The sequence below is a fragment of the Mucilaginibacter sp. GW822-FHT03E02 genome (genome assembly GCF_058801545.1).
Map to the genome: position 1 here is coordinate 1,859,652 of NZ_JBXANJ010000001.1, position 13,647 is coordinate 1,873,298.

Below are 13,647 nucleotides of genomic sequence, written 5' to 3' on the forward strand. Positions count from 1 at the left end.
TATTTAAAACATCCGAAACTATCCTGGCACATTAAACGTTTTATTATCAACCAATTAAAACAACATGCCTGTATATCATTCATTAGGAGCAATTCCGCCTAAAAGGCATACGCAGTTCCGTAAGCCCGATGGTACCTTATACGCCGAAGAGCTGGTATCTACCGAAGGTTTTTCAAGCCTTTACTCGTTGGTTTACCACGCATACCCGCCCACTATTGTTAAAACCCTTGGCGAGCCGTACAGCGTTGAGCCCAAAATAGCCCGCGAAAAACACCTGAAGCATACCAGCCTTATTGGCTTTAATATACAGCCCGAAGATGATTACCTGCAAAGCCGTAAACCGGTACTGGTAAACAGCGACCTGCATATTTCACTGGCGGCGCCACGCCAAAGCATGACCGATTATTTTTACAAAAACAGCCAGGCCGACGAAGTGGTGTTTATTCATGAAGGTACAGGTACTTTAAAAACCGGGTTCGGCAATATTAAATTCGGCTATGGCGATTACCTGGTAATACCACGCGGCACCATTTACCAAATGGAGTTTGACGGCACAGCAAACCGCCTGTTCATCATCGAAAGCTTTAGCCCCATACGTGCGCCCAAACGCTACCGAAACCAATACGGGCAGCTGATGGAACATTCGCCTTATTGCGAGCGCGATATTAAACGCCCGGCCAACCTGGAAACCCATGATGAACATGGCGATTTCAAGATCCTGATTAAAAAGCAGGGGCTTATTTACCCCTACATTTACGGCACACATCCCTTTGATTTTATTGGCTGGGATGGCTTCCATTACCCATGGGCCCTTTCCATTCATGATTTTGAACCGATAACAGGCCGCCTGCACCAGCCACCGCCCGTACACCAAACATTTGAGGGCAACAACTTTGTGATATGCTCCTTTGTGCCCCGTAAGTTTGATTATCACCCCCTGTCTATCCCCGCCCCTTACAACCACAGCAATGTAGATAGCGACGAGGTTTTGTATTATGTAGATGGCGATTTTATGAGCCGCAAAAGCGTGGTTAAGGGGCAGATAACCCTTCACCCGGGCGGTATCCCGCATGGCCCGCACCCGGGATCTGTCGAAAAATCAATAGGCAAAGAGTCAACGGACGAACTTGCCGTAATGATAGACCCCTTCAGGCCACTGATGCTTACCGAAGATGCGATAAAGATTGAGGATGAAAATTATTATAAAAGCTGGAGCCTCACCTAAATCCTCTCCAAAGGAGAGGACTTAAAAAAAACGCGAATTAAAAACAACCCCCTCACTCAATTTCACTCCCTCTCCTTTGGAGAGGGCCGGGGTGAGGCTAATTCAATAATTAAAAACATGCACACACAAACCATAGATAAACCAACAACCTCAACCGATTTTTTACCGCTTAACGGTACCGATTATGTTGAGTTTTATGTGGGCAACGCCAAGCAGGCGGCTCACTATTATAAAACCGCCTTCGGCTTTCAGTCGCTGGCTTACGCCGGCCCCGAAACCGGTGTGCGCGACAGGGCATCATACGTATTGCAACAGGGCAAAATAAGGCTGGTGTTAACTACGCCGCTACACTCCGACCATCCTATTGCCGAGCATATTAAAAAACATGGCGATGGCGTAAAGGTATTGGCCCTTTGGGTTGACGATGCTTACGATGCCTTTGAACAAACCACCAGCCGCGGCGCCGAACCTTACCAGCAGCCGCAAACCCTAACCGACGAATATGGCGAGGTACGCACCAGCGGCATTAAGCTTTATGGCGAAACCGTTCACCTTTTTGTAGAGCGTAAAAACTACAAGGGCTTATTTTTACCCGGCTACCAAAAACTGGAAACCACCTACAGCCCAACCGAGGCCGGCTTGCTTTATGTTGACCATTGCGTGGGCAATGTTGGCTGGCATAAAATGAACGAGTGGGTCAATTTTTATGAGGAAGTGCTGGGCTTCAAAAACATTTTAACCTTTGATGATAAAATGATCTCGACCGAGTACTCGGCACTGATGAGCAAAGTGATGAGCAACGGTAACGGCTACGTGAAGTTTCCTATCAATGAACCGGCCGAGGGTAAAAAGAAATCGCAGATTGAAGAATACCTGGAGTTTTATGAGGGCGAGGGCGTGCAGCACCTGGCACTGGCCACGCATGATATTGTAGCTACCGTTACCGAACTGCAAAGCCGCGGCGTAGAGTTTTTAACGGTACCTACCTCCTACTATGATGAGCTTACAGACAGGGTTGGGCACATTGACGAAGACCTGGGGCCACTTAAAAAACTGGGCATACTGGTTGACCGGGACGACGAAGGTTACCTGCTTCAAATTTTTACCAAACCTATTGAAGACCGGCCTACCCTTTTCTTCGAGATCATTCAGCGTAAAGGGGCAAAATCATTTGGCGCCGGTAATTTCAAAGCATTGTTTGAAGCCATTGAACGGGAGCAGGACTTGAGGGGGAATCTTTGATTTTGGAATTCGGATGTTCGATTTCGGATTTATATAGATGCCGAAAGCTTTCCTTTACCCGCGATCTGTGTCCTCACAGATCGCTATTCCAATTGCTGCGTGTTTTTGGCCCGGTTAAGGTTCACCTGACAGCAACCGGGTATTTAAAGAATCGAAAATCCAACAATCAATAGCCTATGCTAAATACCGCACGCACCGCTATTTGATTGTAACTGCCATAATTGCTAAACTCATTGGGCTGGTAATCTTCGGGTCGGGTTTCGTAGCCCAGGCTTAAATCCAGCCCATATTTTTTTGATGCTTTAAACCTGAAGGCATAGCCAATGTTTGGGGCAATAACCAGGGCCACTTTTTTGCTGGTGTAATTACTGTGGCTTTCATTTAAATTAAACGATACGCCTGCATTGCCCTCAACAAAAAGATTACCATCCATATATACCCTTACACCTAATTCAACGGGTGCAAACGAGGCAATATGTGCGTCGCCCTCATAGCTGTTATTGTAATTATGCCTATCATTGTAGTAAGCAGCCTCTGACAGTATAAATGTATACGCCGCCGAGGCCATGATACTAACCGGGGTTGATTTGATAGGAAATTCAAATTTAATACCAAAGCCACTGGCTATGGGGTATTCGTCGCTATGCGGCCCCACGGTAGCGCCCAGGTTGAAGCCAACTGCAACCCTCGGAGGTCTGGTATCGTTGGTTTGTGCCATTGCTGTAAAGGTAGCAACCGCTAAGATCAACAGGGCAAGTAATGTTTTTTTCATGTGATAAGATATATGGATTCCCCCCCGATGGAGAATTTTAAGAAATTAAACGGGACTGCTAAACCCTGCCACCGGCAGTTACTTTAAAATGTGTATTTATAAGAAAAGCCGATACCTATTTGCCCCATTTTAAAATCCGAATCGATATTTTCATAGCCACGCTCGTATCGGAAACCAATATCGAGCGCGTGATGAACACCAAACGGAACGGCCGCGCCCGCACCTCCCGAATATATAAACGAAGCTTTAGCTTGATCCCCAATTTTTACTGCATCGCCTGCTTCGGCACTAACAAACAGGCATTTTACAAAATAATACCTCAGCCCCGCCTTTAAAGGAAGATATTTATATGGCGGCGGGCTGCCTGGATCAGATGGGCCTGCATAATTGCCTAACTGCGTTGGCGTAAGGTATAAATATTTCAGGTTGGAGTGATAAACCACATACCCCACACTTGCCGTAGCATGCAAAGCCGGAGTTAACGGAAACTCGGCCCTTATCGTTCCGCCCAAACCATCCTGGTAAATATCCCGGGTGTGTAAAGAGTTGGGGTGATCCACATTGATAGGTATACCCACATCGGGCCCTATGCTAAGGCTCACTTTATTGCCCGATTGCGCGCTAACCCTGCTTGAAGCCGCGCAAAACATCAACAATATAAAAAGACGGATATATTTAACTGCCATACAGATTTGAGGTTTTATCATAATTACGCGTCCACATTGCTAAACGCTACAATGTGAAGCTATTAATATTTTTTATGAATTGATTTTCATTAAAACAAAAAGCCCCGGCAAATCAATCGCCGGGGCTGTTCATTAAATCTTTTGGATATTACAATCCTAAGCTGAAAGCTACGTGAAAAGCAACCAGGTTATAGGCGCCATATCCGCTGATATAAGGGCTAACAACTGTAAGATCGGAAGGTGTTTGTGTTTTTTCCAGGCGGGTTTCGTATGACAGGCTTAAATCAAGCCCAATCTTTTGCTCCGATCCAAACCTAAAACCATAACCAATGCTTGGCGAAAGTATAGGTGCTACCTTTTGGGCAGTATATGCTTTAGCCGAGTTAAGGTTGAAAGATGCGCCAACATCGCCTTCAAAAAAAAGCTTGTTAACATATACCCTTGCGCCAGCCATTACTGGCACAAATGATGCAATAGTGCCGGTGGTGCTTTCACCATAGTTACTATTATAACTGTAGTTATAGCCGTCGCTCGATACGTAAAACTGATATGCCACTGATGCTGTAATACATACCGGGCTACCGGCTATAGGGTATTCCCCTTTTAAGCCAACGCTGCCGGCTGCCGGGAACCCTGAATGCTGCGGGCCGGTTGTAACGCCAACACCAAAACCGGCGCTGAAACGTGGCAAAAGTTCATCGTCTTGTGCTTTAACAGTAAGTACGGCGCTAAATAAAATAAAAAGGGCGAGTAATGTTTTTTTCATGTTTATTATGATAAGGTTAATTAATGCGCGAAAATAACAAATATTTACACATTTCAATTGGTGAGGCTGATAAAAATTTTCTCCAGCGTTTTATTGTTATTACCGGCCCGCAAGCCCTGCAGGGTATCATCGGCAACTATTTTGCCTTTGTTAATAATAATCACTTTATCGCAAACGGCTTCTACCTCCTGCATAATATGGGTAGATAGGATGATGGTTTTGGTTTTACCCAAGTCGGTAATTAACCGGCGGATGCCTATCAGCTGGTTAGGGTCGAGGCCCGAGGTGGGCTCATCTAAAATCAGCACATCGGGGTTGTGCAGTATAGCCTGGGCAAGCCCGACACGCTGGCGATAGCCTTTAGATAGCTGGCCAATTTTTTTATGCTGCTCGGGGCCAAGGCCGGTTTGTTCAATCACTTCGGCAATGCGGGCTTCGGATTGGGCCATTTTGTGGATGCCTGCTATAAACGCCAATGACTCCTTCACGTACATATCCAGGTATAGCGGGTTGCTCTCGGGCAGGTAGCCAATACGCCTGCGCACATCTAACGACTGCGTTACCACATCAAACCCGCAAACCGATGCCGAGCCTGATGTTTGGGGTATAAAGCCCGTAAGTATCTTCATGGTGGTTGATTTACCTGCACCATTAGGCCCCAAAAAACCCAGCACACCTGTTTCGGCAGTAAAGCTGATGCTATCAACTGCCTTTTGCTCGCCGTAAATTTTTGTCAATGCTTCTACCCGGATACTCATACCCCAAATGTAAAAGAGTATTTCGGATTTCGGAATTTCGATTTCGGATTTTTTGGCTGTCCGTCCGTCCGGAGGTGACCATCACTGTGGACGGTTTTGTTCGTGGTTCATGGATCATGGTTCATAGTTCATGGCTGTTGGAAGACCTGGCAAATTATATTTTGTTCATGGATCATAGTTCATGGTGCATAGCTTAAGATGGCAGAAAGTAAGCAACAGTTTCAAACTCCGCCGGGGCCATGATCCATGAACAATCAACCATGATCCATGAACCATGAACTATGAACCAAAAAGCCTACCGCTCAAACACCACCGAATCGGCATCTGCGCCCATACTGGTTAAAATACCGTTAATCTGCTCCACCATAGCGTCGGGGCCGCAAACGTAAAAGTGTTTGGTAAAATCGCTTACTTCGGCCTTTAAAAAGGCTTCGTCAATACGGCGGGTATCATGGATGCTGTCCTTTTGGCTGCTTATCAAAAATATGGCATCGGCGCCAAGCATGCCTTTCAGTTCATCAGCAAGTATAATGTCACTATCTGTTTTGTTACTGAAAAAGAGTTTGTTTCCAGCCAGTTCTCCTTTCTGGTTCAAATCTCTTAAAATAGCAATAAACGGTGTAATGCCTGCACCGCCCGCTATAAAGTAACCGGGGCCTTTATATTCAATGGCGCCCCAGGCATCGCGTAATATCAGCTCGTCGCCTGCTGTTAATTTACTTAACTGGTTGGTTACGCCTTCGGCACTATCGGGATATATTTTTATCGTGAACTCCAGGTATGGTTCAGTAGTAAGGCGGGTAAAGGTAAAAGGGTTCTTTTTATCCTTCCAGCCCGGCTGATTAACAGAGAGCTCAGTTGCCTGTCCTGGTGTAAAAGAAAAATCCGCGGGCTTTTCGAGCCTAAACTGTTTTACATTATGGGTTACAAATTGGGTTGATATGATTTTTACTATGGTTTCCATGGCTTGATGTTTTTAACACTATTATTAAATAGTTTTTTTCCATTTGGTTTTCCCTATGTATCACCTTACACTGCGCCAACATTATGCCAATTAGCCTAAAATATGTTAAAATATTGTTTCTGCCAATATAATATTTTAAGTTGCATCCTGAACGCTATCCTTATTTACACCTATGAACAAACTCAGTTTTACGCTGGCATTTATCCTTACCGGTGCATCGGCCTTTGCACAAACCTTTACGTTTAACCAGGGCGGCCCAACCGTTAAACACTATTATACCGAACTGCCTTATCAAAACATTTATGGTAAACTGGTGGTAACTGTTGAGCTTAATGGCGTAAAACACCGCTTTTTGTTTGATACCGGCGCACCCGTAGCGCTGAGCAAACAACTTGCAGCGCAAATAAAGGCCAAAACCATGCATGTTGATTTAATAAACGATGCCAATGGCGTGGCCGATTCCACCACCATCGTCGGCATTGATGACATCAGGATGGGCGATGTGATCTTTAGCGGCATCCCGGCGCTTGTGCTGCTGCCAGATATGTATAAGTGCTGGCATGTTGAGGGGGTGGTGGGCAGCAATATGCTTCGCAATTCAATTGTAAGTATAGCTGCCGACAGGCAGGTGATTATTATTACCGATGAGCCCGATAAACTGAGTTTGAACAAAAAGCATAGCGTACCGCTGGTGCTTGATGCCAATAACAACCACCAAAGCGACCCGGTTATTAAGGTATTTATGAATAAGGTAAGTGTGTTTATGGCTTTTGACAGCGGCCAAAGCGCATTTTTGCGCTTCACCGACGATTATATGAACCAATTGGGCAAGCTAAACGCCTGCCAGGTAGTTGATAAAGGTTATGGCGCAAGCCAGATTGGAGCGTATGGTTTGCAGGCTAATGCCGATAAATACCTGGTGGGCATTGCATCGCTAAACATCGGGAGCGCCCGTTTTGATAACATCACTGCCGAAACCAACAAAAACGGCAATTCGGCCTTTGGCACCAAACTCCTGGATTATGGTAACATCACCCTCGATTTTATACACGGCAAGTTTTACTTTGATCCCCGTACAGAAACAACCAATCTGGCCGAAAAGCACTGGCCTTTTTCGCCTACTATGCAGGGCAACAAACTGGTAGTTGGTGTGGTATGGCAAAAAGGCGCCACCCTGGTTAAACCCGGCGAACAAATTACCGCCATTAACGGCAAAGATTATTCGGAAGTGAGCCTGTGCGATATGTTGAATAACGAACCGCCTCTTAACGGTTATGAAACAGGCTCCATCACCATAAAAGATGCAGGTGGCCAGCTACGCAACGTACAGATAGTGAAAGAGTAGCCGGGCGTTGCCCACACCGGTAGAAGTGTGTGCCAGGCCATACACTCATACTGCACAGGCCTTATTCACAGGCCGGTATCCGTTTCTGTCCTTAACGCAAGCTTCTGTTAAATCAAAAGTCTGTCCGTCCGTCCAGGGGTGCCACTCTTTAACGGACAAATCCGGACGGGTATGGTTAAAACCAGTTTTACCAAAAGTTTGCCTGTCCGCCCCTGTCCGCTTTTGTCCTGTTGCCCCTTGCGGACGGACACTACAAAAGGGCAACCATTGTTTAAGTTTAGGGGCAAAGGAATATACACAGGTATTAGCAGTGTGTTTATTACGCAGGCAATCAATCGGTCAAACAGCCATATATTTATTATTGCCTGCACTTTAGTAAATTAGCAGCACTTATCGCAATGAAAATAAAGTTTAAACTAACACAGGCTACCCATGTTGCCCCTCAATTTGTAATTGACAAAACAGTATCCCTGTTAGAGGGTGAAGAATACAGGGTTACCAACTTAACAAGCAGTGTTGTTGAATTTAACGATAATCCCTGGAAATTAAGGTGGAGGCACGAAGCCGTAGCACGGTTGGATGGAGGCAAGTTTGAGTTCAGCGTTTCCGGAGATGAGGTTTTGGTAACCTTTAGTTATTACACAAGTTTAACCGCTCCTACCGTTATACTTATTGCCCTTTCAATAACTTTAATAAAAGACCATCAATATAATGGCATTTTATTTTTCCTGGCATTTTACATTTTTGCCATATCAATACAATTAATTACCCAAAGAGGTACAGCAAAAGATATGTTAAAGAGTATATTGAGCAGTTTACCCTGATTTTTTACTGCCCTTATTTTTTTATTGCCCTTGTTTTTATAAAAACCGCGTTTTTTAAAAATACCTCTCCTTACCTTAAATTTATTTAAAGTGGGGAAAGCGGGCGGGTGCATGCTATCTGGTGTGCTTATGTGGTTGGTTATGTTTCCGTCCGTCCGCTTTTGGGTCCCGGTACATTTCGGACAGGGCGGACAAGGTGGTGTGGGCCTGTTGTGGTGTCCGTCCGCCCACAGGTGTAGGACAGTATCGGACGGAAGCGGACAGTTTTCAATGCTTTTAAAACAGAACAGACCCATTACAAATATACAGAAATTTCTTTAAAATAAAGAACAGTACTAAAAAATAACCATCAAACGATTCCTGTCCGCTTTTGTCCGAAATAGAGTGAGGACACCTGTGCGGACGGACGGCCTTATCGCTTCCGGGTTTTGCGTTAAGGACAGAAACGGATACCGGCCTGCGCCTAATGCCCTGTGCGCGTATGAGTGCATGGCCTGGCCCGCAGGGAACGCCATTACGAGTATCAAGTAGTAAGTATCAAGTAGCAAGACAAAAAGGGGCGATTTGACGATGAGATTAAAGGCCTGCCATATCAAAAAATCTTACTACTTGATACTTACTACTTGCTACTATTCTCCCCTTTCAGCTTTCTGCCTAAATTGTATCTTTGCAGCTATTATGAGCAAATCAACCGACGAACTTTTTAAAAATGTTATATCGCATGCCAAGGAGTATGGCTTTGTTTTCCCATCGAGCGAAATTTATGATGGTTTAAGCGCTGTTTACGATTACGGCCAAAATGGTGCCGAACTGAAGAACAACATTAAAACCTACTGGTGGAAAGCCATGGTGCAAATGCATGACAACATTGTTGGTATTGATAGCGCCATATTTATGCACCCAAAGATCTGGAAAGCCAGCGGCCACGTTGATGGTTTCAGCGACCCGATGATTGACAACAAGGATTCGAAAAAGCGTTACCGCGCCGATCAGCTTTTGGAGGATAAGATTGACCGTTACGATAAAGACGGCAAAACCGACAAAGCCGAGCAACTGCAGCACGATATGGACGAAGCCCTTAAAAATGAGGACCTGCCCCGCCTTAAAGAACTAATTATTGAGCACGAAATTGCCTGCCCGGTAAGCGGTACCCGCAACTGGACAGATGTGCGCCAGTTTAACCTGATGTTTAGCACCCAAATGGGCGCTGTAGCCGATGATGCCGACCTGATCTATCTTCGCCCGGAAACCGCGCAGGGTATTTTTGTGAACTACCTAAACGTGCAAAAATCGGGCAGGATGAAAATTCCTTTCGGCATTGCGCAAATAGGTAAGGCTTTCCGTAACGAGGTGATTGCCCGCCAGTTCATTATTCGCATGCGCGAGTTTGAACAAATGGAGATGCAATACTTTGTACGCCCTGGCACACAAAAAGAATGGTTTGAAAAATGGAAAGCTGCCCGTTTAAAATGGCACCTTGCCCTGGGTACCGATGCCGCCAAATACCGCTACCACGAGCACGCCAAGCTGGCTTTTTATGCCGATGCTGCCTTTGATATTGAGTTTAACTTTCCGTTTGGCTTTAAAGAGGTGGAGGGTATTCACAGCCGTACCAATTACGATTTGAGCCAGCACGAGAAATTCTCGAACAAAAAGATGCAGTACTTTGACCCCGAGGTTGACCCGGAAACAGGCAAACCTTATGGCAACTATGTGCCTTACGTTATTGAAACTTCGATAGGGTTAGACAGGATGTTCCTGCTCACCATGATAAACGCCTTTGAAGAGGAAGACCTGAGCACCGAAGAGAAACAGGACAGCCGTACCGTACTGCACCTGCACCCTTGCCTGGCCCCGGTTAAAGCGGCAATTTTCCCGCTTACCAAAAAAGATGGTTTGCCCGAGAAAGCCCGCGAGATTATGGACCGCCTGAAGCTTGACTTTAACATACAGTACGAAGAAAAAGATGCCATTGGCAAGCGCTATCGCCGCCAGGATGCTATTGGTACACCTTTCTGTATAACGGTAGATCACCAGAGTTTGGAGGATGATACCGTAACCATCCGCTACCGCGATACCATGGCCCAGGAACGTGTGGCCAGCGCCGACCTTGAAAAAATCATCGGCGACCAGGTAAGCTGGAAGAATTTGCTGAAGTAAAAAAATATATAACTCATGTCATTTCGACGAACAGCGGGATGGCACGGGCGATGGGGTGAGGAGAAATCTTTTACAAGCGACAAGCGAACACGCAAGTCGTAAAAGATTTCTCCTCACCCCTTTCTTTTACCCACCACCTGTTCGTCGAAATGATAGCTATGTTGATTATAGCAATAATCTTACATATTATGTTTTTGTTAAGTAACACATCATAACGGTTTGTTTGTTTAGTTTTGATGTACAATCATTCGGTTATGAAACAAAAGCTACTCATCGGCTTAGCTATTTTAGCATCGTCAGTTACATCATTTGCCCAAACACCGGGCAAAATAGCCCAAACAGGGCAGGTTTTATTGCCAAACGGCTGGAAGCTTAGCCCGGCAGGCACATCACTCCCCCTGGGCGATTTGCCACTCAACATCCAGCTATCGGCCTCGGGCAAGCTGCTGGCGGTTACCAACAACGGCCAAAGCACCCAATCTATCCAGCTTATCGACCCAAAAAACGAGAAGCTGCTGGACGAAAAGGTGGTAGCCAAATCATGGTACGGGCTTACTTTCAGCAAGGACGAGAAAAGGCTTTACGCATCGGGCGGTAACGATAACCTGATCTATGTTTTTAATATAACCGGTACTAAACTGGGCAAACCCGATACTATTAAACTGGCGCCAAAATCATGGCCAAAAGACAAGGTATCGCCGAGTGGAATAGCGGTCAATAAAAGCAACACCCGGCTTTATGTGGTTACTAAAGAGGATAGCACACTTTATACGGTTAACCCTAACGATGGTAAAACATTACAACGGCTCAAGCTGCCATCAGAGGGCTATAGCTGCACCTTATCGCCAAATGAAAAAACGCTTTATATTTCTTTATGGGGATGCGGCCAGCTTGGTATTTACGATGTAGCTACCCAAACGCTTAAAACTATAAAAACAGGCAGTAACCCTAACGAATTGCTGCTGAATAAAAAAGGCAGCCTGTTGTATGTAGCGAACGCCAATGATAACTCGGTATCGGTAATAAACACAGCAACGCACAGGGCGCTCGAAACTATTTCTACAGCCTTATACCCTACCCATCTTACCGGCTCAACTACCAACGGCCTTGCCTTATCGGCCGATGAAAAAACGCTGTATATAGCCAATGCCGATAACAATTGCCTGGCCGTGTTTGATGTAAGCAAACCAGGCAGCAGCCGCAGTATGGGTTTTATACCCGTGGGCTGGTACCCTACCAACGTTAAAATGCTGGGCAAAAAAATACTGGTTGCCAACGGCAAAGGTTTTACATCAATGGCCAACCCGCAAGGCCCGCAGCCTGTAAAAAAGGCCGATAACAGCGGCTATCAAAAGGGGGCTATCAATAGCAGGGAACAATACATTGGCGGCTTATTTAAAGGCGCACTGTCGTTTATAAATACACCATCGGTAAGTGAGCTTAAGGTCTATACCAAACAGGTTTATGCCAACACGCCTTTTAACAATAAAATAGCCAAAACAGCACCGGGCGAAGAAGGGAACCCTATCCCCCGCCGGATGGGCGAAAAATCTCCCATAAAGCACGTGTTTTACATTATTAAAGAAAACCGCACTTACGACCAGGTTTTGGGCGATATGCCACAGGGCAACGGCGATACTTCGCTATGTATTTTTGATAAAAAAGTAACGCCCAACCACCACGCCATTGCCAGCGAATTTGTACTGCTTGATAACTTTTATGTAGACGCGGAAGTAAGTGCGGACGGACACAACTGGAGCAACGCCGCCTATGCCACCGATTTTGTAGAGAAAACATGGCCAACCAGCTATGGTAGCCGGGGTGGTAATTACGACTACGAGGGCACTCGCAAAACTGCCTACCCCCGCGATGGCTTTATATGGGATTACTGCAAACGGGCCGGTGTAAGCTACCGAACCTATGGCGAATTTGTTACCGATGGCAACCCCGGCAAGGCCAGCCTTAAATCGTTAGAGGGGCATTACTGCACGCAGTCGCCTGGCTTTGACCTGGGTGTGAAGGATATTAAACGCGTAGAGATCTGGAAACACGATTTCGATTCATTATTGGCTATTAACGCAGTGCCGCGTTTTAACAGCGTAAGGATTGGGAACGACCATACCAGCGGGCAGCGCAAAGGTGCCCTATCGCCCATAGCGGCTGTTGGGGATAATGACCAGGCAATAGGCCAGTTTATTGAACACCTGTCTAAAAGTCCCATCTGGAAGGAGTCGGTAGTGTTTATTTTAGAGGATGACGCCCAAAACGGGCCCGACCATGTGGATGCACACCGTTCGCCGGTGTTTGTTGCAGGGCCGTATGTAAAACGTAACACGGTGGTGCATGGTATGTACTCCACATCGGGCGTATTACGCACCATCGAGCTGATATTAGGCCTGCCACCCATGAGCCAGTACGATGCTGCCGCCATGCCCTTATATGATTGCTTTACCAGCAAAGCCGATTTTAGCCCGTACGTGGCCAAAGCCGCACAGGTTGACCTGGAGCAACGCAACGTTGCTGTAAATGAAAGCAGCCGCCGGTCGGAATTGTTTAACCTGGCCAAGGAAGATGCAGCCCCTGATATCGATTTGAACGAAGTGATCTGGAAATTTGTTAAGGGCGAAACCGCGGTTATGCCAGCGCCAAAACGGAGCGCCTTTGTGATATTGGAGCCAAAGAAGGAAGAAGATGACGATTAGTGTTGAGTCTTAAGTACAAAGTCTTGAGCTCTAAGTCAAGAGCCACAAAGTATTAATTAAAATCTCTTTTGACTTAGAACTTTAGGCTTTAGACTAAAAACTACCGCGGTTGCTTAATGAAGAATATATGAATTAATAGAAATTAGAAAATCTAACTTTGAAGTAATTCCTGAAATTCAAACAAATCCCTAACTTCGGGTTCT

General features: G+C 45.8%; 11 protein-coding genes. 6 read left to right on the plus strand and 5 right to left on the minus strand.

Annotated features, from left to right (window positions below):
• Window positions 1–64: 64 nt before the first annotated feature.
• A complete protein-coding gene (locus AC1RM2_RS07700) occupies window positions 65–1,225 on the plus strand; it encodes a homogentisate 1,2-dioxygenase (protein ID WP_492984409.1) in 1,161 nt (386 codons plus the stop codon).
• Window positions 1,226–1,342: 117 nt separating this feature from the next.
• Window positions 1,343–2,467, plus strand: a complete 1,125-nt coding sequence (gene hppD, locus AC1RM2_RS07705) for a 4-hydroxyphenylpyruvate dioxygenase (protein ID WP_492984411.1) — start codon at window positions 1,343–1,345, stop codon at window positions 2,465–2,467.
• A gap of 166 nt (window positions 2,468–2,633) precedes the next feature.
• Here the strand turns inward: hppD and AC1RM2_RS07710 are convergent, their stop codons facing one another.
• The 5 genes from AC1RM2_RS07710 to AC1RM2_RS07730 form a co-directional block, all read right to left on the minus strand.
• Window positions 2,634–3,239 (minus strand): hypothetical protein, encoded by a 606-nt coding sequence (locus AC1RM2_RS07710; protein ID WP_492984412.1) that lies wholly within the window; start codon window positions 3,237–3,239, stop codon window positions 2,634–2,636.
• 83 nt (window positions 3,240–3,322) lie between these two features.
• Complete coding sequence (locus AC1RM2_RS07715; protein WP_492984413.1) at window positions 3,323–3,925, minus strand: hypothetical protein; 603 nt, start codon at window positions 3,923–3,925, stop codon at window positions 3,323–3,325.
• A 148-nt stretch (window positions 3,926–4,073) separates the two neighbouring features.
• The gene (locus AC1RM2_RS07720; RefSeq protein ID WP_492984414.1) at window positions 4,074–4,691 is read right to left on the minus strand and encodes a hypothetical protein; all 618 of its coding nucleotides are present in this window, start codon (window positions 4,689–4,691) and stop codon (window positions 4,074–4,076) included.
• Between the two features lie 53 nt (window positions 4,692–4,744).
• Window positions 4,745–5,449 carry an ATP-binding cassette domain-containing protein gene (locus tag AC1RM2_RS07725; RefSeq protein ID WP_492984415.1) on the minus strand — a complete coding sequence of 235 codons (705 nt, stop codon included), beginning with the start codon at window positions 5,447–5,449 and terminating at the stop codon, window positions 4,745–4,747.
• A gap of 295 nt (window positions 5,450–5,744) precedes the next feature.
• Entirely contained in the window at window positions 5,745–6,413 is a 669-nt protein-coding gene (locus tag AC1RM2_RS07730) for an FAD-binding oxidoreductase (RefSeq protein WP_492984417.1), read from the minus strand.
• 172 nt (window positions 6,414–6,585) lie between these two features.
• Here AC1RM2_RS07730 and AC1RM2_RS07735 point away from each other — a divergent pair, with 172 nt between their 5' ends.
• From AC1RM2_RS07735 to AC1RM2_RS07750, 4 genes are all read left to right on the plus strand, one after another.
• Entirely contained in the window at window positions 6,586–7,758 is a 1,173-nt protein-coding gene (locus AC1RM2_RS07735; RefSeq protein ID WP_492984418.1) for a retropepsin-like aspartic protease, read from the plus strand.
• Window positions 7,759–8,156: 398 nt separating this feature from the next.
• Window positions 8,157–8,582: a hypothetical protein gene (locus AC1RM2_RS07740; RefSeq protein WP_492984419.1), complete on the plus strand. Its 426-nt coding sequence runs from the start codon at window positions 8,157–8,159 to the stop codon at window positions 8,580–8,582.
• A gap of 678 nt (window positions 8,583–9,260) precedes the next feature.
• Window positions 9,261–10,742 carry a glycine--tRNA ligase gene (locus AC1RM2_RS07745; RefSeq protein ID WP_492984422.1) on the plus strand — a complete coding sequence of 494 codons (1,482 nt, stop codon included), beginning with the start codon at window positions 9,261–9,263 and terminating at the stop codon, window positions 10,740–10,742.
• A gap of 254 nt (window positions 10,743–10,996) precedes the next feature.
• Window positions 10,997–13,444, plus strand: coding sequence for a bifunctional YncE family protein/alkaline phosphatase family protein (locus tag AC1RM2_RS07750; RefSeq protein WP_492984424.1), 2,448 nt, complete (start codon window positions 10,997–10,999; stop codon window positions 13,442–13,444).
• The last annotated feature ends 203 nt before the right edge of the window (window positions 13,445–13,647 follow it).

Excerpts from the sequence above, each read along its gene's own strand:
- AC1RM2_RS07715 (WP_492984413.1), bottom strand. The coding sequence starts at position 3,925 with ATGGCAGTTAAATATATCCGTCTTTTTATATTGTTGATGTTTTGCGCG.
- hppD (WP_492984411.1), top strand. The coding sequence starts at position 1,343 with ATGCACACACAAACCATAGATAAACCAACAACCTCAACCGATTTTTTA.
- AC1RM2_RS07740 (WP_492984419.1), top strand. The coding sequence starts at position 8,157 with ATGAAAATAAAGTTTAAACTAACACAGGCTACCCATGTTGCCCCTCAA.
- AC1RM2_RS07720 (WP_492984414.1), bottom strand. The coding sequence starts at position 4,691 with ATGAAAAAAACATTACTCGCCCTTTTTATTTTATTTAGCGCCGTACTT.
- AC1RM2_RS07735 (WP_492984418.1), top strand. The coding sequence starts at position 6,586 with ATGAACAAACTCAGTTTTACGCTGGCATTTATCCTTACCGGTGCATCG.
- AC1RM2_RS07730 (WP_492984417.1), bottom strand. The coding sequence starts at position 6,413 with ATGGAAACCATAGTAAAAATCATATCAACCCAATTTGTAACCCATAAT.
- AC1RM2_RS07750 (WP_492984424.1), top strand. The coding sequence starts at position 10,997 with ATGAAACAAAAGCTACTCATCGGCTTAGCTATTTTAGCATCGTCAGTT.
- AC1RM2_RS07700 (WP_492984409.1), top strand. The coding sequence starts at position 65 with ATGCCTGTATATCATTCATTAGGAGCAATTCCGCCTAAAAGGCATACG.
- AC1RM2_RS07745 (WP_492984422.1), top strand. The coding sequence starts at position 9,261 with ATGAGCAAATCAACCGACGAACTTTTTAAAAATGTTATATCGCATGCC.
- AC1RM2_RS07725 (WP_492984415.1), bottom strand. The coding sequence starts at position 5,449 with ATGAGTATCCGGGTAGAAGCATTGACAAAAATTTACGGCGAGCAAAAG.
- AC1RM2_RS07710 (WP_492984412.1), bottom strand. The coding sequence starts at position 3,239 with ATGAAAAAAACATTACTTGCCCTGTTGATCTTAGCGGTTGCTACCTTT.